This is a genomic window from Brevundimonas lenta, assembly GCF_014196335.1.
GTDB classification, from domain to species: domain Bacteria; phylum Pseudomonadota; class Alphaproteobacteria; order Caulobacterales; family Caulobacteraceae; genus Brevundimonas; species Brevundimonas lenta.
The window spans coordinates 202,360-223,873 of record NZ_JACIDM010000001.1 but is presented as its reverse complement, the minus strand read 5'-3'; the positions used below and the strand labels follow the sequence as shown (position 1 = coordinate 223,873).

The window sequence follows — 21,514 nt, the reverse complement described above, 5'->3', positions numbered from 1 at the left end:
ACTCTAAAGTTGTTATTTGTTGCTTGTTTTGCGTGTGTTGGGCCGGAGCGCGCCGTCATCGGCGAACGCCTTTCCGTGACCGCCGCGGCATGCATTTTCCCGCCTGACGAACATTGCTATGCCTGAGGTCGCCGGCATGACTCGTCCGGTGCGGGGAGACGTCGATGATCCCGGAACGGGGCTCGATCTGGGGGCGATGACAGGTGCGCGTGTAGCGGCGGAAAGCCTTCTGGCCTTGGCCACGGCCCGGACCTATCGCGGGTGGCGGGCCTGGCTGCTGGCGGTCGCCTCGGTGCTGGCCGGCTTCACCGTGCGCGCCGGCCTCGAGGTCTTCGGACATTTTTACTATTTGCCGCTCGTGCCGGCGGTGGTGGTCACGGCCATGCTCGCCCATCGCGGCCCCACTGCGCTCGCCATCGTCCTGGCGGTTGCCGGCAATGTGGCCCTGGTCGACCGCGAGAGCGTGATGGACACGGCGACCAACGCTATCCTGTTCATCTTCGTCAGCTGGCTCATCGCTGAAATCTGCTGGGCCCAGCGGCGCCTGCATCGCCGGTCGGCCGAGCTGGCCCGCACCCTGGCCTGCCGCAACTCCATGCTGGAGACCGTCCTGACCGCCGTGCCCGTGGCCATCCTCGACCGCGAGGGCCGGGTGCGCCGTCTCACGCCCGCCGCGTCCGCCCTGTTCGGCCTCGGCGACGGGGAGGCGGCCGGCCATCCGTTCGCCGATCTCGTGCACGGTTTCACCCTCGCCCATCTTGAAGACGGACCGCCCAGCGGCCCCCTCGAGGCGCCCACCGGCCTCTGGATCGGCCGGCGCCCCGACGGCGAGCCTCTGCTGCTCAGCCTCCAGAAGGGCGTCGTGCCCGAGGCGGGCGAAGGCGACTACGCGGCCATCAGCATGACCGACCTGACCGGGGCGGAGACCGCCACCGAACGCGCCCGCGAGCTGGACGACCAGCTCAACCGCGTCTGGCGTCTCAACTCGCTCGGCGAGATGGCCGCCACCCTGGCGCACGAGCTGAACCAGCCCCTCAGCGCGGCGACGATCTACATGCACGCCAGCCAGCGCGACATCGAACGCACCGGCCTGATCGGCCAGAGCGCCGGCCGCACGCTCGAGCTCGCCAAAACCCAGGTGCTGCGGGCCGGCAAGATCATCCGCAGGATGCGGGATTTGCTGACCACGGGTACGCGACAACTGGAGGAAGAGCGAGTTTCTTCCATGATCGAGGATATGGGTCCATCTTTCGCCCTTATTGCTCGCGATAGCGGGGTCGAGATTCGCATAGATGTCGACGAAACAGACGATATCGTGCGTGCCGAACGCATCCAATTCCAGCAGGCCATGATCAATCTGGTTCGAAACGCGGTGGATGCAGTGAGCGACCGGCCCGATCCGGTGGTGCTCATCACCGGCTGCTCCATGGGCGCCGAGGGCTATCACATCACGGTCGAGGACAGCGGTCCGGGCATCGCCGGCGAGCAGATGGAACGCATCTTCCAGCCGATGACCACGACCAAGTCCGCCGGCATGGGCCTCGGCCTCTCGGTCACGCGCACCATCGTCGAAAGCCACGGCGGCAATCTCGCCGTCCGCCGCAGCGCCTTGGGCGGCGCCGCCTTCGCCGTCGAACTGCCCCGGGAGTTCGAGGACGCATGACCCGGCACTCGGTCTTCATCATCGACGACGACGCGGCGGTGAGGGACTCGCTGCTCCAGCTGTTGCGCGGTGAAGGCTTCCGCGCCCGCGGATTCGCCAGCGCCGCCGACTTCCTCGCCAATCCGCCCGAAGACCGGTCCGCCTGCATCATCTCCGACATGCGCATGCCGGGCGTCGACGGCGCCGAACTGGTCCGCCGCGTCTCGGCCATGCCGGACCGCAACTGGCCAGTCATCGTCATCACCGGCCACGCCGACGTGCCCATGGCCGTCCAGCTGATGAAGGCCGGCATCATCGACTTCATCGAAAAGCCGTTCGACCCGATCCGCATGCTGGAGACCGTCAGGGGCGCGCTGGAGCGGTTGAACGACATCTCCGCCCGCAACGAGCAACGGCTCGAGGTCGATCGCCGCCTCGCCCTGCTGACCCCGCGCGAACGCCAGGTCTTCGACGCCCTCATCGAGGGCCGCTCGAACAAGGAGATCGCCTTGGAGCTGGCCATCAGCCCGCGCACGGTCGAAATCTTCCGCTCCAAGGTCATGGACAAGATGCAGGCCGACAGCCTGTCCGCCCTCGTCCGCATGGGCTTGTCCGCCGGCCCGGCTGAACACGGCGCCTGACGCGATCCGGTGAAGTGCGTTGCGCCCGGCGGCGCGAAGCCGGATATGACGCCTCACGCGTCTCCCGGAGTGCATCGTGACCCAGCAAGACCTTCCGACCCGACCCTCCGGCGAGCCCGTCGGTCGCGTCATCGCCATGCCGGCCGACACCAACCCCGAGGGCGACATCTTCGGCGGCTGGCTGCTGGCCCATATGGACCTCGCCGGCGCCACACCCGCCTTTGAACTGGCCCAGGGCCGCTGCGCCACGGTCGCGCTGGACGGCATGGTGTTCCACCAGCCTGTCTCGGTCGGCGACGAGGTCTCGATCTATGCGAAGGTCCTCAAGACCGGCCGCACCTCGATCCGCGTCCACGTCGAGGCCTGGAAACGGCCCCGCAACCAGGCCCAGGCGACCTCGTCGCGTGTGACCGAGGGCGTCTTCACCTATGTCGCCATCGACCAGGACCGTAAGCCGCGCCCCCTGCCGGGGATCGACAGCGTCGCCGGATAACGCCAGGTTCGCCCGGATTTCGGGGGAAGCGATATGTGGTTCATGGCGGGCATCGGCGCGATCGGCGCCGGGGTGTTTCTGACTCTGAGAGAGTTCCTGCCGTGGCTGGAAGCGAACCGGACCGGCGCGGTCCGGACCCGCGGCGCCCGTCCCCAGCTCGTACGCCGCGATGAGGATCCCGAGCGCTTCAAGGACCTGACCGGCCGCCGCCTGAAGGCCGCGGGACCCGGCCTCCTGATCCTCGCCGCCGGCTTCGGCTGGCTGTTCTGGAACGTCCTCGCCATCGCCGTTTCGACTGCGGCATAACCCAGCAGGGTAGTCGGAAATCTTGACCTTGAGGCCCTTCGCGACTACCTCGCGGGCATGGCTATCCGACGCATCCTGACCATCGATAACGCTGCCGACCTGGCGGTTCTCAAGCAAATCTCGAAGCCGGTCGAAGGACCGGTGACCGACGAGCTGCGCGGTCTGATGGATGACATGCTGGAGACCATGTACGACGCCCCGGGCATCGGCCTGGCCGCCGTGCAGATCGGCGACACCCGCCGCGTCATCGCCATGGATCTCGGCGACGGCGAGCCGGATGGCGAGGCGGCCGAGCCCGCCGAGGGCGAGGAAGAGGCCCGCACCCCCAATCCCCGCTTCTTCGTGAACCCGGAGATCGTCTGGTCCTCGGACGAGCTGTTCGCCTACGAGGAAGGCTGCCTGTCGGTGCCCGAGTATTTCGACAGCGTCGAACGTCCGGCTCGCGTGCGCATCAAATACATGAACTACGCCGGCGACACGGTCGAGGAAGAGGTCGAAGGCCTCTATGCCGTCTGCATCCAGCACGAGATGGATCACCTCGAGGGCGTCCTGTTCATCGACCACCTGTCGCGCCTGAAGCGCGAACGCGCCGTGGCCAAGGTCAAGAAGGCCGCGAGGCTCGCCGCCTGATGGCCCGTATCAAGCGCAGGCGCGATCGCATCATCGACACCAACGGTCGTCGTCGCCTGACCCGCAATGAACAGGTCGGCGTCGCCAGCGTCGCCGCCCTGCTGGGCGTCGCCGTGGTCGGCGTCATCGCCGGCATCCTGATCGACCGCCTGCTCGATTTCGACGACGCGCTCGACGCGGGCGGCGAGTGGGACGAGGGCGGCGGCGTCTTCACGCGCTGGAACTAAGCCTCTAAGGCGTCCTCATGCGCCTCGCCTTCATGGGTACCCCCGACTTCGCCGTGCCGTCCCTGGCCGAGCTCATCGCCTCGGGTCACGATGTCGTCGCGGTCTATTCGCAGCCGCCGAAGCCGCGCGGCCGCGGCCAGAAGCTGACGCCCTCACCGGTCCACGCCTTCGCGGAGACCATGGGCCTGCCGGTCTTCACGCCCGCGTCCATGAAGGCCGCCGACGCCATCGAGACCTTCCGGGGCCTCGACGTCGACGCCGCCTGCGTCGTCGCCTACGGCCAGATCCTCAAGACCGAGGTGCTGGAGGCCCCGCGCCTCGGCTGCTTCAACCTGCACGGCTCCCTGCTGCCGCGCTGGCGCGGCGCCGCCCCTATCCAGCGCGCCATCATGGCTGGCGACCGCCAGACCGGCGTCCAGATCATGCGCATGTCGGAAGGCCTCGACGAGGGTCCGATCCTGCTCTCCGAAATCCTCGACATCCGTCCAGACGACACCGCCGCCAGCCTGTCCGAGCGCATGGCCCACACCGGCGCCAGCCTGTGGCCCCGCGCGCTGGCGGCCATCGAGCGCGGCGGCGTGAGCGGGACGGCCCAGGCGGGCGAACCGACCTACGCCCGCAAGATCACCCCGGCCGAGGCCCGCATCGACTGGACCCGCCCGGCGGCCGAGGTCGACGCCCACATCCGCGGCCTGTCGCCCTTCCCCGGCGCCTGGTTCGAGGCGGTCGGACCTGACGGCCCCGTGCGCATCAAGGCCCTGATGTCGCGCGTCTCCCAAAGGGGCGAAGGCATCCCGGGCGAGGTGCTGGACGGCGCCCTGCGCATCGCCTGCGGCGACGGCGTCGTCCGCCTGCTCCGCGTCCAGCGCGAGGGCCGCTCCGCCCAGGCGCCGGAAGACATGCTCCGCGGCTTCGCCCTGCCGCCGGGAAGCCTCGTCCGCTGATGCCCCGCTACCGGCTGACCATCGAATACGACGGCTCGGGCTACAACGGCTTCCAGGTCCAGGACGGTCAGCCGACGGTTCAGGGCGCCATCGAGACCGCCATCAAGGCCTTCTGCGGCGAGGATATCCGCATCGCCGCCGCCGGCCGCACCGACACCGGCGTCCACGCCACCGGTCAGGTCGTCAGCTTCGATCTGGAAAAGGCCTGGCCGGCCCGGACGGTCATGAACGCCATGAACGCCCACCTCATCCACGAGGCGGTCTCCGTGCTCGACAGCGCCGAGGTCGACGGCGAATGGCACGCCCGCTTCTCGGCGACCGGCCGCCGCTACCTCTACCGCATCCTCAACCGCCCCGGCCGTCCGGCGCTGGACCTCGGCCGCGTCTGGCACATGAAGAAGCCGCTCGACGCGGACGCCATGCACGCCGCCGCGCAAGGCCTGGTGGGCCTGCACGACTTCACCACCTTCCGGGACGTGAACTGTCAGTCGAAATCGGCCGAGAAGACCCTCGACATCGCTTCGGTCACCCGCGTCGGCGACGAGGTGCATCTGGTGTTCGAGGCGCGCAGCTTCCTGCACCGCCAGGTCCGCTCGATGACCGGCACCCTCGTCGAGGTCGGCCTCGGCCGCTGGGCCGTCGAGGATGTCGCCACAGCCCTCGCCGCGCGCGACCGCACCGCCTGCGGCCCGGTGGCCCCCTCGGACGGTCTGTACCTGACCGGCGTCAGCTACCAGCCGGCCCCCGGTCCGGGCGACGATCTATGACTTCCGTGCGAGTGACGCCCTGAACGAAAGGCCCTAAACCGCGGTCGCGTTTGAGTGGAGGTCGCAGGGTCATGATCAGCCGACGCAATGTGGTTTTGACCCTCTCCGCAGGCGCGGGGGCCGCCGTGGTTTCGCCGGCGGCCGTCGCGGCGACCCGTCAGACCGGCGCGCGGAATGTCGTTCTCGCCCACGGGCTGTTCGCCGACGGATCGTCATGGTCGGAGGTCATCGGGCGACTCCAGACCGAGGGTCTGAACGTCACCTCGGTCCAGAACCCGCTTACCCGTCTCTCCGAAGCCGTCGCCTCGGTCCAACAGGTGCTGGCGCGGCAGGACGGTCCGACCGTGCTCGCCGGTCATTCGTTCGCGGGCATGATCATCAGCGAGGCGGGTGTGCACCTGAACGTTTCGGCCCTGGTCTATGTGGCCGCCCGCGCGCCGGATGCGGGCGAGGACTATGCCGCGCTGGCGGGGCGCTTTCCGGCGCCGCCGGCTTCGGCCGGCATCGTCTATGACGGCGATCAAGGACGGCTCAGTGAGGCCGCCTTCCTGCGCGACTTCGGCGGCGATCTGCCTCCCGCCCGGGCGCGGGTGCTCTATGCGGCGCAGCAGCCGTTCCAGCGGGCGCTGCTCGCTGACCGCACGACCCAGGCGGCCTGGCGATCCAGACCCAGCTGGTACGCCGTCTCGACCGAGGACCGCACGATCAACCCGGACCTGCAGCGATTCATGGCCAACCGGATGGGTGCGACGACCGTCGAACTTCGCGCGAGCCACCTGTCGCTGATCTCACAGCCTGACGCGGTGGCGCGGCTGATCCTGGACGCGGCGCGCACAGCCTAACGCTTCAGGAAGCCGCCCAGCATATCGCCGAGGCCGCCGGGCAGCTTGTCCAGCAGGTCGTCGGCGCCGTCGGCTGTGCCGCCGGGCGTCAGGCGATCGATGGCCTCCGGCAGCAGGCCGGACAGGGTCTCGCTCGCCTGCTCCGGCGAAATGCCCAGCTTGCGGGCGAAGTCCGCGATCGGGCCATGGCCCAGCACCGCGTTGATCTGCTCGGGCGAGATATTCAGGTTCGAGCCCTTGCCGACCCACGAACCGACGACGTCGCCGAGGCCGTTGGCTCCGAACTTTTCCGTCAGGCCGCTTACGCCGCCCTGACCCTTCAGCAGGTCGCCCAGACCCCCGGCGGCGTCATCGCCCAGGCCGCCCAGCACATTGTCGAGTAATCCCATGTCGCTCTCCTGTCGGCGCGAAAGGCCGCCGACAGGTTACGCGCATGCGGACGCCCGAAATATCAGTTCTTCACCTCATTCGCCGCGCCGGTGACGGCCGAACCGACCGCCTGCACGTCACGGCCCACGCCGGCGACGGTGTTGCAGGCCGAAACGGCGAGGGCGGCGGCGACGAGGGCCAGGGTGACGATCTTGCGCATGGGAAGTCCTTCAGAGGGGGGAGTAACCTTGGCCGTAAACGTCAGGCTTGGCCGTACGGTTGCATGGCCAGGGCGGGAGCCGTCTGCTAATCCGCCCGCATGACCCAGCCGCTCAATACCGCCGCCCGCCGCCTTGTCGAGACCCTCGTCATGAACGGCGTCGACCGTGTCTTTTGCGTGCCGGGCGAGAGCTACCTCGCGGTGCTCGACGCCCTCGCCGACGTCTCTGACAAGATCCAGGTCATCGCCTGCCGCCACGAGGCCGGCGCCGCCAACATGGCCGAGGCCTACGGCAAGCTGACAGGCAAGCCGGGCATCTGCATGGTCACCCGCGGTCCCGGCGCGACCCACGCCTCCATCGGCGTCCACACTGCCCACCAGGACTCCACGCCGATGATCCTGTTCGTCGGCCAGATCGCCCTGACCGACCGCGGCCGCGGCGCCTTCCAGGAGGTCGACTACCGCGAAGTCTTCGGCGGGCTCGCCAAATGGGCCACCGAGCTCGAAAGCCCCGATCGCACCGTCGAGGTCGTCGAGCGCGCCTTCTCCACCGCCCTGCAGGGCCGCATGGGCCCGGTCGTCGTCGCCCTGCCCGAAGACATCCTGCACGAGGACGGCGGCCCCTCGCCGGTCCGCCCCGTGGTTCCGGCGAAGGCCGCCCTCGACCCCGCCTTCGTCGCCGCCCTCCAGGACCGCCTCTCGAAGGCCGAACGCCCCCTGCTGGTCCTCGGCGGCTCCGGCTGGACCGACGAGGCGACCACGGCCATCGCCGACTGGTCCGAACGCCTCGGCCTCCCGGTCGCCCTGTCCTTCCGCCGCAAGGACCTGGTCTCCAACGATCGCCCCAACTACGCCGGCGATCTCGGCCTCGGCCCGAACCCGAAACTGATCGCCCGGGTCAAGGACGCCGACCTCCTGATCGTCATCGGCGCCCGGATGGGCGAGAACCCGACCCAAGGGTACACGCTTCTCGACCGCACCCAGACTATCCACAAACTTGTCCACACCCATCCGGGTCCCGAGGAGATCGGCCGCGTCTGGCCCGTCCTGCTCGGCGCCACGGCCGATAACTCACTGGCCGCGCTGGCGATTTCCTCGATCGAGCCCGGCCGCACCTGGACCGACGTGGCGCAGGCCGCCCACGCCGACTATCAGGCCTTCATCGCCCCCGTTTCCGTCACCGGCGCGGTCAATATGAGCGAGGTCATCCGTACACTGACGGATGTGCTGCCCGCCGACGCGATCCTGACCAACGGCGCCGGCAATTTCGCCGCCTGGCTGCACCGTTTCCACCGCCACACCGCCCGCCGCACCCAGCTGGCCCCGACTTCCGGCGCCATGGGCTACGGCTACCCCGCCGCCGTCGCCGCCAAGTCGGTCCACCCGGACCGCGACGTCATCTGCATCGCCGGCGACGGCGACTACCTGATGACCGGCCAGGAGATCGCCACCGCCGTACAGTACGGCATCAACGCGGTGGTCGTGATCGTCGACAACGGCACCTACGGCACCATCCGTATGCACCAGGAGACCCACTACTCCGGCGCGGAGCGGGTCATCGCCACCGACCTGAAGAACCCCGATTTCGTCAGATACGCCGAGGCCTTCGGCGCCTTCGGCATCCGCTGCGAGCGCACCGAAGACTTCCCCGCCGCCCTGGAAGCGGCGCGGAACGCGGGCCGCCCGGCCGTCGTTCACCTGATCACCTCGGCCGAGGACATCGCGCCCAATCGCACGATCACCGGCCTTCGCAGCCAGTAGGAGCGCCCATGCGCGCCGTCGCCGTCCTCGCCGTCACGCTCGCCATCGGCGCCTGCGCCACGCCAGCGCAACCCGCCCCTGACGGCCCGCCGATGGCGCAGAACGGCAATGACTGCGCGGTGATCGCGGCGGTGGCGAAGGAGCACTATCGCTTCAACACCACCGACAACGTCCCGCCGCCACTCTGGCTGGACGACGAGGGCTCGGGCTGGAATCCCCGCTGCGACTGGAGCGAATACGGCCTCAGCTTCCCGGCGACCTTCCACCCGAACGACCGCCCCCAGCCGCAGCGCGTCCAATGGGTCTCGTTCAAACAGCCCCGCTACGACGGCCACGGCGCGACGATCGAAGCCGGAATCCTGCACGGCCCGCTGGCCGGCATGGGCGTCGAATGCCGCGTCATCTCGGGCTTCGCCGCCTGGACCGTCAGCGAATGCCGGAACACCTGGATCTCATGATCACAGGGCGGTGACGGGCGGCGCGCGCGCCCCTATGTTCCGCCCATGACCGACAGCACCGCCGAGACCGCCGACCGCCCCCTCACCCAGGACGGCCCCGCCCTGCGGCTCTGGATGATCGATGCTTCGGCTTACATCTTCCGCGCCTATCACGCCCTTCCGCCGCTCACCCGCAAGTCCGACGGTCTGCCGGTCGGGGCGGTGCAGGGTTACTGCAACATGCTCTGGAAGCTGATCCGGGACATGAAGGGCGCGGACGGCCCCACCCACCTGGTGGCGATCTTCGATCACTCGGAGAAGACGTTCCGGAATGAGCTGTACGACCAATACAAGGCGCACCGCCCGCCGGCGCCCGAAGATCTGGCCCCGCAGTTCCCGCTGGTTCGGGAGGCCACGGCGGCGTTCGGCGTTCATTGCCTAGAGCTGCCCGGCTACGAGGCCGACGACCTGATCGCCACCTACGCCTGCAAGGCCCGGGACGCGGGCGGCGAGGCCGTGATCGTCTCATCCGACAAGGACCTGATGCAGCTGATCGGCGGCGGCGTGGTCATGTGGGACCCGATGAAGGACCGCCGGCTGGAGGAGGCCGCGGTCTACGAAAAATTCGGCGTCGGCCCCGAGAAGATGATCGACCTGCAGGCCCTCATCGGCGACAGCGTCGACAACGTGCCCGGGGCCCCCGGCATCGGACCCAAGACCGCGGCCCAGCTGCTGGACGAATACGGCGATCTCGACACCCTGCTGGCCCGCGCCGGCGAGATCAAACAGCCCAAACGCCGCGAAACCCTGATCAATTTCCGCGACCAGATTCTGCTCAGTCGCGAACTGGTCCGTCTGTCCTGCGACGCCCCCGCGCCCGAGGCCATCGACGACTTCGCCGTCCGCGACCCCGACCCCGAGGTGCTCGCCGACTTCCTCGACAAGATGGAGTTCCGCTCGCTGCGCAACCGTGTCGGCGACGGCAAGGCACCGGCCCGCGACGGCACCGCCTTCGTCGCCCGCCCCAAGCCCCTGACCGCCCCGGTCATCACCCCGCGCTACGCCCCCCAGGCCCCGACCACGCCCAACGAGGCCCACAACTTCGATCTGGAGGGGTACGTCTGTGTACAGACGATCGAGGAACTCGACGCCTGGATCGCCCGCGCGACCGAGGCCGGCGTGGTCGGTTTCGACGTCGAGACCGACGCCCTGTCGTCGAATTTCGCGGGGCTGTGCGGCGTGTCGCTGGCGATCGGGCCGAATGACGCCTGCTATGTGCCGCTGACGCATGAGCATGCGCCGGTCGAGAGCGCCGGCGGGCTGGATTTCGGGGACGGGCCGGCCGACACGCGCGAACCGATCACCCAGATCGAGAAACAGACCGCCATGGCCCGCCTGAAGACCCTGCTGGAGAACCCCGCGGTCCTGAAGGTGGGCCAGAACATCAAATACGACCTCGCCGTCATGGCGAAGCGCGGCGTCCGCGTCGCGCCTTACGACGACACCATGCTGATCAGCTACGTCCTCGAGGGCGGCCTGCACGGCCACGGCATGGACGAGCTGGCCCGGCTGCACCTCGGCCACGAACCCATCCCGTTCAAACAGGTGGCGGGCACGGGCAAGGCCCAGAAATCCTTCCGCCACGTCGAGCTGAAACACGCCACCTGCTACGCGGCCGAGGACGCCGACGTGACCCTGCGCCTGTGGCGCATCCTCAAGCCCCGCCTGGCCGCGGAAGCGCTGACCACCGTCTACGAAACCCTCGAACGCGGCATGCCCGAAACCCTCGCCGGCATGGAGCGCGAGGGCATCCGCGTCGACCCCGCCCGCCTGCGCCGCCTGTCCAGCGAGTTCGGCATGCGCATGGCCGAGCTGGAGACCAAAGCCCACCAGCTGGCCGGCCGCCCGTTCAATGTCGGCTCCCCGCGCCAGATCGGCGACATCCTGTTCGGCGAGATGCAGCTGCCCGGCGGCAAGAAGACCGCCAGCGGCCAGTGGGGCACCGAGGCCTCGACCCTCGACGCCCTGGCCCAGACGCACGAACTGCCCCGCGTCCTGCTGGACTGGCGCCAGCTGGCCAAGCTGAAGGGCACCTACACCGACGCCCTGATCGAGGCCGCGGACGACACCACCCACCGCGTCCACACCAGCTACCAGTTGGCCGCCGCCACCACCGGCCGCCTCGCCAGCTCCGACCCCAATCTGCAGAACATCCCGATCCGCACCGAGACCGGCCGCCAGATCCGCCAGGCCTTCATCGCCGGCCCCGGCAATGTCCTGATCAGCGCCGACTACAGCCAGATCGAGCTGCGCCTGCTGGCCCACATCGGCGACATCCCCGAGCTGAAACGCGCCTTCAAGGCCGGCCAGGACATCCACGCCGCCACGGCCTCGGAGATGTTCAACGTCCCCCTCGACCAGATGGACTCCGAGACGCGGCGGCGCGCCAAGGCGATCAATTTCGGCATCGTCTACGGCATCTCGGCCTTCGGTCTGGCCGCCCAGCTGGGCATCGACCAGGGCGAGGCCGGGGCCTACATCAAGACCTATTTCGAGCGCTTCCCCGGCATCCGCGCCTATATGGACGCGACGAAAACGGAGGTGCGCGAGCGCGGCTTCGTCTCCACCGTCTTCGGCCGCCGCATCCACATCCCGGCCATCCATTCCAAGTCGGGGGCCGAGCGCCAGTTCGGCGAACGCGCCGCCATCAACGCCCCCATCCAGGGCGCCGCCGCCGACATCATCCGTCGCGCCATGGTCCGCATGCCGGCGGCGCTGGAAGCGGCCGGCCTGTCCGACGTGAAGATGCTGCTCCAGGTCCACGACGAACTGGTCTTCGAGGCCCCGGAAGCCAGGGCCGACCAGGCCATCGCCGTGATCAAACGGGTGATGGAGGGGGCGGCGGAGCCGGCCGTGGCGCTGACGGTGCCGTTGGTGGTCGATGCGCGAGCGGCGGGGAACTGGGACGAGGCGCACTGAGGGGGCGGATAGACCGCGCCGCGCCCGCGTGATTGTCTGCCGACGAGAGGGAGGCGTCGATGGCTTTTGTAAATGCCCTGGCTTGGCTGGGAAGCGGGATCGTTGCGCTGACGGGCGCGGGTCAGGAGGCGGGACAGGATTTTGTCCCCCCTGCCTGGAGCCGACCGGTCAGCGCCGCCAACGCCGCACAGATGCATCCGGCCTTTGCCGGGGGGATTGGCATCGGCGGGGTGGCGACCGTGAAATGCAGGGCCGCGGCCGATGGGCCGCCGACAGAGTGCGTGGTCGTTCGTGAAGCGCCCGAGGGCCTCGGCTTCGGCGCCGCCGCGCTGCAGATGCTCGCAACCGCCGAGGTCAGGGCGGCCCGCCTAGACGGCGAAGTGTCCCCGCGCTGGGTCCAGACCAACGTCAACTTTCTGGCCCCGGATATGGGCGCTCCGTCGGAAGTGAGGGCGGAGCCTTCGCCCGCCAGTCTCGCCCTCGCCAGGAAACTGGTCGACCTTATGGAAGCGGACCTTCCCCCACCGCCCCGTGACCTCTGGTCAGGTGGTCTCGACGCCGAACGCCGCGAGGTTGTTCGTCCCTGGATAGACGAGTTGATGCCCAGAGATCCGGTGCGCGACCGGGAGGTCCGGGCGCTTCAGCTGATCAACCTGTTCAGCGACGTCGAGCTGCAGCGCATGATCGAGCGCAAGCCGGTGAGAATGCCCTCGACCGAAGAGATGTTGGCGGCATGCCCGCCGCCGACACCGGACGAGCTGGCGGCGATGGCCGAGATTCGCCGACGCTATTGCGCCCGCTACGCGTGCGAGTGAACGCGCTGCCGTCATTATCCGGCGCATGATCCGCCTGCCGGCGGCGCTTGCAGCGGCCGGCCTGTCAGACGTGAAGATGCTGCTCCAGGTCCACGACGAACTGGTCTTCGAGGCCCCGGAGGCGAAGGCCGACCAGGCCATCGCCGTGATCAAGCGGGTGATGGAGGGGGCGGCGGAGCCTGCCGTGGCGCTGACCGTGCCGCTCGTGGTCGATGCGTGCGCGGCGGGGAACTGGGACGAGGCGCATTAGGGCGCTGACGCACCCTAATGCGTTCTGGCGCTAACGCTCGCGACGCGGTCGCTCGCTGCTTGAGCGCGAAAGGTCGGGTTGTGAAGGCGGCGCTCAACCTTGACGGTCGGCAAGACTCAGGTTGACGTTCATGTACTTTGGAGCGCTACCGATTGATTCGCGTGGCATCCCCATACGAATAGCCTCAACAGGTAGCCCGTTTGCCGCCAAGTTCAGCTCTTACGAACAGCGCAGCTGGACCTATTAGGGTCTTCATTTCCTATTCGCATAAGGACCAAAAGGCTCGACAAACGCTTGAAGTGCACTTGGCCCAGCTGAAGCGCGAAGGCATCGAGTTCTGGTTCGATGGAGACATTACGCCAGGCAGCGAAATCGACGCCAACGTAAGGCGCGCGATGAAAGCGGCGGATATTTTCGTCGCGCTCGCGAGTCCGGACTATCTCCATTCAAGCTATTGCTTTGACAAGGAATACAGTCCCGCCCTGCGCAAAGCCGCCCGAGGTGGCATCAGAGTAGTTGTCGCGATTCTGAGGGATTGCCAGTGGAAGCATACTCGCATGGCGGCTTACAAAGCGCTGCCGACTGACGGAAAACCTGTCGATCATTGGCCCAGGAGAGGCGATGCCTACGAGGAAATCGTCAATGGTTTGCGAGAGGTAATCAAGGCTGTTTCTGCCGTAAAGGCCGGTTTGCCCCCGAAGCGGCGTTCGACTGCTTCAACGGCTCCGAAGAAGCCGGTCTCTCCCAAGATCGCATCACCCGGCGCGAAGAAACCGCAACCAGCGAGGACCCTTAAGGCTAAGCCGGCCAAGGCCAAGGCCAAAGCCAAGCCGGGCGCGACGAAGCCCAAATCGGGCGCTTCGACGCAACCAAGAAGGGCCGTCAAAGTGCGTCCTAAGAAGCCGCGCGGACCCTCGCCCAGCCGGTAACTTCAGTCCCAACCAGGCCGCACGGCAGTGCGGTTGCATTTTGGGCAATGCAAAGAGGAGGTCGGGCGATTCTCGTCTCTGGCCCTCTGTGACTCTTCCTTGGTCAGGACTTGTTCCGCGAACTGATGTCCGCAGTTTTGGCAGGTGAATGGCTTCGTCTCAGGCATCGTCACGACTCGGTTTGCTGATAACAAATCGAACCTTGGCCGCATCTCTTCGATCATGCAACCGTGAGTCGATGGCCTGCTCCGTCGAGATTGAAGGCAACTAGGCTTCTAATTTTCTTTTGGAATCGACTTCAACAAGCGTCCGCTTGTCGGCTCCCGCTCCGATCACTACGCACCAGCGAGAAAAGCCTGCCGATTGCTCCGATCCTGCGGGTAGCAATCCGTCGTGCAGCAAAACCCTCCCCTGCCGACCAAAATGCCCATCCGCCTTGCCGCACACGGCGAGTTGCGTCGAGGTCCGAACAATATCTCCAAGGCGGGGTGTGGTCGATTGAGGGTCGAACAAGCTCTCTTGATCCACCTCAATCATCACATCCGGGATGATCAGGCCACGCCAGCTGAAGTTTTCCGAACTCGGGAAAAAGATAAACGGGGAGCCGCCATCCAAGACCACCGCGGCAGGTTTGTCTTGCAAGCTTCCAACAAGAACTGTCGATTCGTATTTCGTTCGAGGCAGCATGAGCGAAAGAGGCTTCGCGTCCGCAAGTGCGCCAGCCGTGAATTCTGTTGCGGATAGCATGTTCATCGCTCTACCAACCGGAACCTTGCTGGAGCGGATCGACTAGCATGCTCCAGTAGAGTTCGGCCGCTCCCTCTTGAGAAAGTTTCTTATCTCGTTCCAGCCCAAGGGAACGCATGCCCATGCTCAACAAGTGGAGAGAATGCTCATCTGCTTCGACGCGAAGCGACTCGTTCATCGAGTTACTTCCCGTGGTCTGTCCGTGGATATAGTTTATCCCCTTGGAGAAGCTGTCATCGCCCAAGTAGATTGTTGCTCGCGCGACGTCTTTGCCCTCTTTGTAGATTGTCGCGAAAAACCGACCAGCATCGACCTTTCGAAAATTGCCCTCGAAGCCCGGGTTGCGCGCCGTGAGTTCGGAAAGTGAGTTCTCAAAATATCGGGCGATGAACTCGAATGTCTCCAGTTGAAACTGGTCTCTGTCTCGCTGCGTAAAGGTCTTGGCCAAGCGTAAATTGCTGGATCGTGCGACCGCTGGTGCGGCTATCGGTACCGACCGTACGGCCGCCGGCGCACTGTGCAATGCTGCGGGGGAGGAGGCCCCCGAACTCGCAATATCAGCAGCGGCAATTCTTACAGCCTTGGCGACCTGCAGTAGTGCTTCATCGATGTCCGGCCATCGTGTGACCGGAATGCCGTCCTTCGGAACGGCCATCAGTTCACCAAAAGGAGCATTGTTCCAGTCACAAGCGCGCAGAATGACCGGAATGACGCGAGCCTCCTTTGCGTGATGGCGTTCCATCGCTCGTTTCATTTCGATGTCGTAGCAATAGTCCGACGCAATGAAGTCCGCACTTACAAGAAGCAGGATGATCTGATCCCTATTGATGTGGTCGTCGATCGCTGCATGGATGTTCTCGCCCGGCCCGATCCGGCGATCATGCCAAGTGTCGATGACGCCCTGTCGCTTGAGCATAGCGAGCTGTTTCTCAAGCTGATCCCTCAGCCCTTCGTCCGCGTGCGAATACGAGAAGAAAACGCTTGGCAATGCCGCCCCCGAGTTTGAGAAACCAATGTGATGCGCCCTTCAGGATTCGCAAGCGTTGTGAACCCCTAAGGCTGCGAGGCGTCCTTACGTCATCGCCACATCCCCGCCCGCCCCATGCGGCCGAACCCAGAACGTCACCCGTCCCGGGCACCCCATCCGCCGGCAGGTCGTCGCCCGGCCCCACAGGACGAAATTGGCCCCGCGCTCGCGGGCGATGCGCTTCAGGTCCGCCCGGATGCGAAGCTCGCACAGGTCGCACTCGGTGTAGACCAGCCAGCGATTGGCGATGATCGCGCCGACCGTGCGGCCCGCCGTCTTCCAGTCCTCGGCCGTGTAGCGATCCGGATTACGCCGACCCATCGGCCTGTCGAACGGAGCCGGCGCGGCGCAGGTCCATGGAGGCCGACTGCCGCTGGATGGCGCCGGGCGAGAGGCGCTCGATCTCGGCCAGCAGGGCGCCGATGCCGGCGCGGCCGTCGGCGCTGGTCAGGTCGACGCCCCGGAGGGCGGCGAGGAGGCGGGCGGAAGGGTGGTTCGGGGTCGGGTCCGGGGTCATGGCGTCCTCCATCGCTGACGCTCTGTCTGGACCGGGAGAACGGGGCGGGCAAATGAATTGTTCCTGATTTGTTCCGGTTGTTCACCCTCCTTCGCCTCCGGCTTCGGAGGGTCCCCCTCCCCCGGCGGGGGAGAATTTGCTGTGCGGTTGTTTTCGGATTCCCGCGCAATCGGGGTGAGGGATTTCAGGGGGTTGACGCTGAAATCAGGGGATCGGCCAGCCGGGGTATCGGCCGCCCTTAGACTTCCGGCATGGGGAAGCATTTCAATTCGAAACATGACGACGCGGCGTGGCGGGCGCTGTTCGGGCGCTGGCATGCGGGGGAGGCCTGCAAGGCGCTGAAGGCCGAGGCGGGGGTGTCGAGCGATACCTGGCGCGCCAATGCGAAGCGGCTGGGGATGCGGCTGTGCGATCTGCCGGCGGATCATCCGGGGCGGCGGCGGGCGCCGCCGTTCGAGGCGCGGCCGGATGACTGGAAGCATCAGAACAGCCTGCTGGACGAGGGCGGGTGGCGGGAGCTGTTCCGGCTGAGGGCCGTGGGCGTGCCGGATACGGTGCTGTCGGAGCGGTTCGGGGTGCATGCGGCGACGATCTGCACCCAGGCGGCGAAGCGGGGCTGGCGGCGGGAGGATTTGCGGAGGGCGTCGGATGAGGTGGTGGGGGCGGAAGGCGAGGTTTCGCCCCTCCACCGCTTCGCGGTCCCCCTCCCCGCGGAGCGGGGAGGAGACGAGGGCGGCGTCGGCGATCCGCGCCTGGCGGTCGCGATCGATCCGAAGGATGCGGCGGCGACGCGGGCGTCGTTCGAGGCGGTGATCGTCAGCGCGGGGGCGCTGGGGGACTATCGGACGGTGACGGCGGCGTGCCGGACGAAGGAGGCGGTCGAGAAGAGCTTCTTCGCCTCGGGGGGCTATCGCCCTTCGGGCTGCTTGAGCCCCCCGAACCCCCCGGGGTGCGAAGACGGCGAGGCCGGGGAGGCGGCCGCGGCGCCGCTGGAGTTGCGGCCGGCGCAGAGGGCGCCGGACGGGGACTGGTCGACGTGGTTGTTCCTGGGCGGGCGGGGGGCGGGGAAGACACTGGCGGGGGCGATGTGGCTGGCGGATCAGGCGGAGGCGCTGGGGGCCGGCGGGCGGCTGGCGCTGATCGGGCCGACGCTGCACGACGTGCGCGAGGTGATGGTCGAGGGGGCGTCGGGGATCGTCTCGCTCCCGCGCTGGCAGGGCGGGGCGCGGCCGGTGTTCGAGCCGTCGCGGCGGCGGCTGGTGTTTCCCAACGGGGCGGTGGCGCAGGCGTTTTCGGCGGAGGATCCGGACAGCCTGCGCGGGCCGCAGTTCGCGGCGGCGTGGGCGGACGAATTTTGCGCGTGGAGGAAGGGGGGAGAGACGCTGGCGTTGCTGCGGATGGGGTTGAGGTTGCCGCTGCGCCCCTCCACCGCTCCGCGGTCCCCCTCCCCACGATGTGGGGAGGAGACGGAAGGTGGCGGCAGTGTCTCCTCCCCGTCGCCTTGCGATGGGGAGGGGGACCCCGAAGGGGTGGAGGGGCGTAGTCAGCCGCGCCTCTGCGTCACCACCACGCCCCGGCCCTCGGCGGCGCTCCGGCGCCTGCGGGGCGAGCCGGGGTGCGTGGAGACGCATGCGACGACGCGGGACAATGCGGCGAATCTGTCGGCCGGCTTCGTCGAGGGGCTGGAGCGGCTGTACGGCGGGACGCGGAAGGCGGCGCAGGAGCTGGAGGGGAAGGTGGTGGAACAGGAAGGGGCGCTGTTTACGGCGGAGATGATGATGCGGGCGCGTTCTCCCTCCCCGCCCCGGGGAGGGTGGTCGCGAAGCGACCGGGTGGGGGCGGCGGACGAGGCGGATGGGGGCGCCCCCACCCTGTCGCCGCTGCGCGCCGACATCCCTCCCCGGGGCGGGGAGGGAGAGGCGCCTTACGACCGCATCGTCGTGGCGGTGGACCCGACGACCACCGCCGGCGGGAACGCCTGCGGCATCGTGGTGGCGGGGCGGCGGGGGGATCGGGCCGTGGTGCTGGCGGACTGGTCGAAGGCGGGGCTGTCGCCGGACGGGTGGGCGCGGCGGGCCGTGCGGGCGGCGGAGGCCTTCGGCGCGCACGCCATCGTGGCCGAGGTCAACCAGGGCGGGGAGATGGTGCGGGCGGTGCTGAAGGCGGCGGGCTGCGCCGTGCGGCTGAGAGAGGTGCGGGCGACGAAGGGCAAGCGGGTGCGGGCCGAGCCGGTGGCGGCGCTGTATGAGCAGGGGCGGGTTGTTCATGCGGGGGACTTCGCGGCGCTGGAGGAGGAGCTGATGGCGCTGGGCGGGGAGGAGGAGGCGGGGTCGGACCTGGACCGGGCGGATGCGCTGGTGTGGGCGGTGACCGACCTGCTGATCGACCGGGCCAGGAGCGGGGAATACGGGCCGCGGGTGAGCGTGCTGGGCGGGCCGGTCGTGCGGACGGGGCTGTCGGCGCGGGCGTGGTGAGCGCGTAACCGCGTTCTGTCACGCTTGACGCGAGGGCGGACTCGGCCAAGGGTTGTGCGGGGACAACGGAGGCTGGTCATGAGGGATGCGCGCGCCTTGCGGGGGCGGTTGCCGGGGGTCGCGTCGATGGCGCTGGTCCTGCTGCTGGGGGGCGTCGGCCTGACGGGCTGTGCGACCATGGCGGATGAGGTGGCGTACGTGCCGCCGCCGCCCCCGCCTCCGCCGCCTCCGCCGCCTCCGCCGCCTCCGCCGCCTCCTCCGCCTCCTCCGCCTCCGCCTCCTCCCATGCCGCAGCGGCCCAGCTATGTGCCGGTGACGGTGCAGTCGACGAGCACAGGCAGCTTCCTCTTCATCCGCAACGACCTGTGGCAGGGGCTGGGCGCCGACGAGCCGAGCCGGCGGACCGAGTTCTGGCGCCAGCGGCAGGACCAGCAGATCGGCGTCGGGGCCCAGATCCAGCTGCGCGAGGGGCAGCAGTATCTGCTGTTCCCGGTGTGCGCCGACCAGCCCGCCTGGACGAAGGTGCTGCGCCACGTGCCTGACGGGGCCGGGACCGTGACGGTGAACTGCTGATGCCCAGTTTCGCCAACGTCGAGAATGTCGTGAAGGGGGTGGTCAGCCTGATCGCCCTGCTGCCGGGCCTGGCCCTGATCACCCGCGCGATCCAGCTGCCGCTGGACCTGCAGCAGCTGATGGGCGGGCTGGCGCTGACCGCCGGGGTGCTGGTGGTGCTGGCCGTCTATCTGTTCGGCGGGCGGCTGAAGCGGCTGTCGGCGCAGAAGGTGGGCATCGCCGTGCTGGCGCTGGGCGTGGTGGGGCTGGCGACCTCGGTCTACGCCTTCAGCTACATCGGCGAGCACACCATCGAGCGCAGCGTGGACGGGGAGACGGTGCAGCTGGTGGTGCCCGACCGCCCGACCGGCCAGCTGGCGACCGACATGGTCTACTACCAGGGCGACTACGTCGAGGCGATGCACGACCCGATCAACGGCGGCCGCATCGCGCGCGACATCCACGCCCAGGCCAAGCCGACGCTGTGGGCGATGATCTTCTGGTACACCGTGGCCCAAACCCTGCTGCTGGCGGCGATGGTGCTGGGCGCCTGGAAGGTGGCCGACGTGCTGGAGCGGCGGCGGGGCGCGGCCAGGCCGACGGAACAGGCGGCCTGATGGTCGCGGGGCGGCCGCCCTGCTAAGCGCAGGCGGATGAGCGAAACCGTAGATGTCCTGATCGTCGGCGCCGGCGCGGCCGGGATGATGTGCGCCATCGAGGCGGGGCGGCGCGGGCGCTCGGTGCGCATCGTCGATCACGCGCGGGCGCCGGGCGAGAAGATCCGCATCTCGGGCGGCGGACGCTGCAACTTCACCAACCTGGGAACCGGGCCGGCGAACTTCCTGGGCGAGAACCCGCGCTTCGCGACCTCGGCGCTGAAGCGCTACACCCAGCACGACTTCATCAAGCGGGTCGACCGGGCGAGCATCGCCTGGCACGAGAAGACCCTGGGCCAGCTGTTCTGCGACGACAGCGCCAAACAGATCATCCGTATGCTGACGGACGACATGCGCGAGGCGGGCGCGACCCTGTCGCTGGGCCTGGCGGTGGACCGGGTGGCGCGCTCGGGCGAGGGCTTCGAGGCGGCGCTGTCGGACGGGAGCGTGGTGCGGGCGAGGTCGCTGGTGCTGGCCACCGGCGGCAAGTCGATCCCCAAGATGGGCGCGACCGGCTGGGCCTATGAGACGGCGCGGCAGTTCGGGCTGCGGGTGACCGACACGCGCCCGGCGCTGGTTCCGCTGACCTTCGAGCCGGGCCTGCTGGAGAAGCTGGCGCCCCTGTCCGGGCTGTCGGTCGAGGCGGTGGTCAGTCACCGGACGCCGGCGGACGGCGGCGCGCCCGGACGGCCGACGGCCGAGACGCGGTTCGCGGAAGGCATGCTGTTCACCCATCGTGGGCTGTCGGGCCCGTCGATCCTGCAGATCAGTTCTTACTGGCGCGAGGGCGAGGCGATCACCGTGGCCATGGCGCCCGGCGAGGATGTCTACGCTCGCCTAAAGGCGGCCAAGGAGGAGAACGGCAAGCAGATGGTGCACACGGCCCTGGGCCACATCGTCCCGCGCCGTCTGGCCGAGAGCGTGTGCGAGCGCGAGGGCGTGCAGGGCAAGCTGGCCGAGGTCGGCGACAAGGTGCTGCGCCGGCTGGACGAGGCGGTGAACGCCTGGACGGTCAAGCCGGTGGGATCGGAAGGCTATCGCACCGCCGAGGTGACCCTGGGCGGCATCGCCACCGACGAGCTGGACCAGCAGACCATGGCGGCGAAGGCCGTGCCGGGCCTGTACGCCATCGGCGAGGCCGTCGACGTCACCGGCTGGCTGGGCGGCTACAATTTCCAGTGGGCCTGGTCGTCAGGCTGGGCGGCGGGGCAGGTTTGCTAGGGTCGAGGGTCGAGGGTCGAGGGTCGCGAGGCGAGGTGGATGTCCCGGACTTCGGGGCTCCTGAACCC

Annotated in this window: 24 protein-coding genes and 1 pseudogene; 19 read left to right on the top strand and 6 right to left on the bottom strand. The window is 68.3% G+C overall.

The window, feature by feature from the left end; translation table 11 throughout:
- Positions 1-118: 118 nt before the first annotated feature.
- The 9 genes from GGR12_RS01180 to GGR12_RS01140 all read left to right on the top strand — a co-directional run bounded on the left by GGR12_RS01180 (position 119) and on the right by GGR12_RS01140 (position 6,492).
- Positions 119-1,663 carry a sensor histidine kinase gene (locus GGR12_RS01180; protein ID WP_246328704.1) on the top strand — a complete coding sequence of 515 codons (1,545 nt, stop codon included), beginning with the start codon at positions 119-121 and terminating at the stop codon, positions 1,661-1,663.
- Entirely contained in the window at positions 1,660-2,283 is a 624-nt protein-coding gene (gene fixJ / locus GGR12_RS01175; protein ID WP_183202004.1) for a response regulator FixJ, read from the top strand. The genes GGR12_RS01180 and fixJ overlap by 4 nt, the downstream gene beginning before the upstream one ends.
- Positions 2,284-2,419: 136 nt before the next feature.
- Positions 2,420-2,776 (top strand): acyl-CoA thioesterase, encoded by a 357-nt coding sequence (locus tag GGR12_RS01170; RefSeq protein ID WP_183203710.1) that lies wholly within the window; start codon positions 2,420-2,422, stop codon positions 2,774-2,776.
- Positions 2,777-2,818: 42 nt separating this feature from the next.
- Positions 2,819-3,082 (top strand): hypothetical protein, encoded by a 264-nt coding sequence (locus GGR12_RS01165; RefSeq protein ID WP_183202002.1) that lies wholly within the window; start codon positions 2,819-2,821, stop codon positions 3,080-3,082.
- A gap of 57 nt (positions 3,083-3,139) precedes the next feature.
- Positions 3,140-3,712 carry a peptide deformylase gene (gene def / locus GGR12_RS01160; protein WP_183202000.1) on the top strand — a complete coding sequence of 191 codons (573 nt, stop codon included), beginning with the start codon at positions 3,140-3,142 and terminating at the stop codon, positions 3,710-3,712.
- Positions 3,712-3,939, top strand: coding sequence for a hypothetical protein (locus tag GGR12_RS01155; protein ID WP_183201999.1), 228 nt, complete (start codon positions 3,712-3,714; stop codon positions 3,937-3,939). Before def ends, GGR12_RS01155 begins: the two co-directional genes overlap by 1 nt.
- A 17-nt stretch (positions 3,940-3,956) precedes the next feature.
- Positions 3,957-4,883: a methionyl-tRNA formyltransferase gene (fmt, locus tag GGR12_RS01150; RefSeq protein ID WP_183201997.1), complete on the top strand. Its 927-nt coding sequence runs from the start codon at positions 3,957-3,959 to the stop codon at positions 4,881-4,883.
- Positions 4,883-5,650, top strand: coding sequence for a tRNA pseudouridine(38-40) synthase TruA (truA, locus tag GGR12_RS01145; protein ID WP_183201995.1), 768 nt, complete (start codon positions 4,883-4,885; stop codon positions 5,648-5,650). The genes fmt and truA overlap by 1 nt, the downstream gene beginning before the upstream one ends.
- A 71-nt stretch (positions 5,651-5,721) precedes the next feature.
- The gene (locus GGR12_RS01140) at positions 5,722-6,492 is read left to right on the top strand and encodes an alpha/beta hydrolase (RefSeq protein ID WP_183201993.1); all 771 of its coding nucleotides are present in this window, start codon (positions 5,722-5,724) and stop codon (positions 6,490-6,492) included.
- On the opposite strand, the gene GGR12_RS01135 is transcribed toward GGR12_RS01140, so the two are convergent.
- Together GGR12_RS01135 and GGR12_RS01130 are read right to left on the bottom strand one after the other, a co-directional pair.
- Positions 6,489-6,881 carry a YidB family protein gene (locus GGR12_RS01135; protein WP_183201991.1) on the bottom strand — a complete coding sequence of 131 codons (393 nt, stop codon included), beginning with the start codon at positions 6,879-6,881 and terminating at the stop codon, positions 6,489-6,491. The genes GGR12_RS01140 and GGR12_RS01135 overlap by 4 nt on opposite strands.
- 62 nt (positions 6,882-6,943) lie before the next feature.
- Positions 6,944-7,081 (bottom strand): entericidin A/B family lipoprotein, encoded by a 138-nt coding sequence (locus tag GGR12_RS01130; RefSeq protein ID WP_183201989.1) that lies wholly within the window; start codon positions 7,079-7,081, stop codon positions 6,944-6,946.
- Between the two features lie 99 nt (positions 7,082-7,180).
- Here GGR12_RS01130 and GGR12_RS01125 point away from each other — a divergent pair, with 99 nt between their 5' ends.
- The 6 genes and pseudogenes from GGR12_RS01125 (at position 7,181) to GGR12_RS01100 (ending at position 14,252) form a co-directional block, all read left to right on the top strand.
- Positions 7,181-8,842: a thiamine pyrophosphate-binding protein gene (locus tag GGR12_RS01125; RefSeq protein WP_183201987.1), complete on the top strand. Its 1,662-nt coding sequence runs from the start codon at positions 7,181-7,183 to the stop codon at positions 8,840-8,842.
- A gap of 8 nt (positions 8,843-8,850) precedes the next feature.
- Positions 8,851-9,300 (top strand): hypothetical protein, encoded by a 450-nt coding sequence (locus GGR12_RS01120; RefSeq protein WP_183201985.1) that lies wholly within the window; start codon positions 8,851-8,853, stop codon positions 9,298-9,300.
- A gap of 45 nt (positions 9,301-9,345) precedes the next feature.
- Positions 9,346-12,258, top strand: coding sequence for a DNA polymerase I (gene polA / locus GGR12_RS01115; protein ID WP_183201983.1), 2,913 nt, complete (start codon positions 9,346-9,348; stop codon positions 12,256-12,258).
- A 59-nt stretch (positions 12,259-12,317) separates the two neighbouring features.
- Positions 12,318-13,073, top strand: coding sequence for an energy transducer TonB (locus GGR12_RS01110; RefSeq protein WP_183201981.1), 756 nt, complete (start codon positions 12,318-12,320; stop codon positions 13,071-13,073).
- A pseudogene (locus GGR12_RS01105) lies at positions 13,036-13,323 on the top strand (DNA polymerase); the annotation flags it as partial. The gene GGR12_RS01110 and the pseudogene GGR12_RS01105, both read left to right, overlap by 38 nt.
- A 200-nt stretch (positions 13,324-13,523) precedes the next feature.
- The gene (locus tag GGR12_RS01100; RefSeq protein WP_183201977.1) at positions 13,524-14,252 is read left to right on the top strand and encodes a toll/interleukin-1 receptor domain-containing protein; all 729 of its coding nucleotides are present in this window, start codon (positions 13,524-13,526) and stop codon (positions 14,250-14,252) included.
- A 267-nt stretch (positions 14,253-14,519) separates the two neighbouring features.
- On the opposite strand, the gene GGR12_RS01095 is transcribed toward GGR12_RS01100, so the two are convergent.
- The 4 genes from GGR12_RS01095 to GGR12_RS01080 form a co-directional block, all read right to left on the bottom strand.
- A complete protein-coding gene (locus tag GGR12_RS01095; protein ID WP_221212177.1) occupies positions 14,520-15,005 on the bottom strand; it encodes a hypothetical protein in 486 nt (161 codons plus the stop codon).
- 4 nt (positions 15,006-15,009) lie between these two features.
- Positions 15,010-15,987 carry a toll/interleukin-1 receptor domain-containing protein gene (locus GGR12_RS01090; protein ID WP_183201975.1) on the bottom strand — a complete coding sequence of 326 codons (978 nt, stop codon included), beginning with the start codon at positions 15,985-15,987 and terminating at the stop codon, positions 15,010-15,012.
- Between the two features lie 84 nt (positions 15,988-16,071).
- Entirely contained in the window at positions 16,072-16,347 is a 276-nt protein-coding gene (locus GGR12_RS01085; RefSeq protein ID WP_183201972.1) for a hypothetical protein, read from the bottom strand.
- Positions 16,334-16,543 carry a hypothetical protein gene (locus GGR12_RS01080; protein WP_183201970.1) on the bottom strand — a complete coding sequence of 70 codons (210 nt, stop codon included), beginning with the start codon at positions 16,541-16,543 and terminating at the stop codon, positions 16,334-16,336. Before GGR12_RS01080 ends, GGR12_RS01085 begins: the two co-directional genes overlap by 14 nt.
- A 989-nt stretch (positions 16,544-17,532) precedes the next feature.
- Between GGR12_RS01080 and GGR12_RS16475 the strand changes: the two genes are divergently transcribed.
- The 4 genes from GGR12_RS16475 to GGR12_RS01055 all read left to right on the top strand — a co-directional run bounded on the left by GGR12_RS16475 (position 17,533) and on the right by GGR12_RS01055 (position 21,446).
- Complete coding sequence (locus GGR12_RS16475; protein ID WP_425486211.1) at positions 17,533-19,017, top strand: phage terminase large subunit family protein; 1,485 nt, start codon at positions 17,533-17,535, stop codon at positions 19,015-19,017.
- A 78-nt stretch (positions 19,018-19,095) separates the two neighbouring features.
- Entirely contained in the window at positions 19,096-19,590 is a 495-nt protein-coding gene (locus GGR12_RS01065) for a hypothetical protein (protein ID WP_183201969.1), read from the top strand.
- Complete coding sequence (locus GGR12_RS01060) at positions 19,590-20,186, top strand: hypothetical protein (RefSeq protein WP_183201967.1); 597 nt, start codon at positions 19,590-19,592, stop codon at positions 20,184-20,186. Before GGR12_RS01065 ends, GGR12_RS01060 begins: the two co-directional genes overlap by 1 nt.
- A 36-nt stretch (positions 20,187-20,222) precedes the next feature.
- Positions 20,223-21,446: a BaiN/RdsA family NAD(P)/FAD-dependent oxidoreductase gene (locus GGR12_RS01055; RefSeq protein ID WP_183201965.1), complete on the top strand. Its 1,224-nt coding sequence runs from the start codon at positions 20,223-20,225 to the stop codon at positions 21,444-21,446.
- Positions 21,447-21,514: the final 68 nt, after the last annotated feature.

Bases quoted from the DNA above. Each gene is read 5' to 3' on its own strand.
- GGR12_RS01060 (WP_183201967.1), top strand. From the start codon at position 19,590: ATGCCCAGTTTCGCCAACGTCGAGAATGTCGTGAAGGGGGTGGTCAGC.
- GGR12_RS01080 (WP_183201970.1), bottom strand. From the start codon at position 16,543: ATGACCCCGGACCCGACCCCGAACCACCCTTCCGCCCGCCTCCTCGCC.
- GGR12_RS01085 (WP_183201972.1), bottom strand. From the start codon at position 16,347: ATGGGTCGGCGTAATCCGGATCGCTACACGGCCGAGGACTGGAAGACG.
- GGR12_RS01165 (WP_183202002.1), top strand. From the start codon at position 2,819: ATGGCGGGCATCGGCGCGATCGGCGCCGGGGTGTTTCTGACTCTGAGA.
- GGR12_RS01135 (WP_183201991.1), bottom strand. From the start codon at position 6,881: ATGGGATTACTCGACAATGTGCTGGGCGGCCTGGGCGATGACGCCGCC.
- GGR12_RS01110 (WP_183201981.1), top strand. From the start codon at position 12,318: ATGGCTTTTGTAAATGCCCTGGCTTGGCTGGGAAGCGGGATCGTTGCG.
- GGR12_RS01155 (WP_183201999.1), top strand. From the start codon at position 3,712: ATGGCCCGTATCAAGCGCAGGCGCGATCGCATCATCGACACCAACGGT.
- GGR12_RS01170 (WP_183203710.1), top strand. From the start codon at position 2,420: ATGCCGGCCGACACCAACCCCGAGGGCGACATCTTCGGCGGCTGGCTG.
- truA (WP_183201995.1), top strand. From the start codon at position 4,883: ATGCCCCGCTACCGGCTGACCATCGAATACGACGGCTCGGGCTACAAC.
- GGR12_RS01065 (WP_183201969.1), top strand. From the start codon at position 19,096: ATGAGGGATGCGCGCGCCTTGCGGGGGCGGTTGCCGGGGGTCGCGTCG.
- GGR12_RS01130 (WP_183201989.1), bottom strand. From the start codon at position 7,081: ATGCGCAAGATCGTCACCCTGGCCCTCGTCGCCGCCGCCCTCGCCGTT.
- GGR12_RS01055 (WP_183201965.1), top strand. From the start codon at position 20,223: ATGAGCGAAACCGTAGATGTCCTGATCGTCGGCGCCGGCGCGGCCGGG.
- GGR12_RS01120 (WP_183201985.1), top strand. From the start codon at position 8,851: ATGCGCGCCGTCGCCGTCCTCGCCGTCACGCTCGCCATCGGCGCCTGC.
- GGR12_RS01140 (WP_183201993.1), top strand. From the start codon at position 5,722: ATGATCAGCCGACGCAATGTGGTTTTGACCCTCTCCGCAGGCGCGGGG.
- GGR12_RS01180 (WP_246328704.1), top strand. From the start codon at position 119: ATGCCTGAGGTCGCCGGCATGACTCGTCCGGTGCGGGGAGACGTCGAT.
- polA (WP_183201983.1), top strand. From the start codon at position 9,346: ATGACCGACAGCACCGCCGAGACCGCCGACCGCCCCCTCACCCAGGAC.
- GGR12_RS01125 (WP_183201987.1), top strand. From the start codon at position 7,181: ATGACCCAGCCGCTCAATACCGCCGCCCGCCGCCTTGTCGAGACCCTC.
- GGR12_RS01095 (WP_221212177.1), bottom strand. From the start codon at position 15,005: ATGAACATGCTATCCGCAACAGAATTCACGGCTGGCGCACTTGCGGAC.
- def (WP_183202000.1), top strand. From the start codon at position 3,140: ATGGCTATCCGACGCATCCTGACCATCGATAACGCTGCCGACCTGGCG.
- fmt (WP_183201997.1), top strand. From the start codon at position 3,957: ATGCGCCTCGCCTTCATGGGTACCCCCGACTTCGCCGTGCCGTCCCTG.
- fixJ (WP_183202004.1), top strand. From the start codon at position 1,660: ATGACCCGGCACTCGGTCTTCATCATCGACGACGACGCGGCGGTGAGG.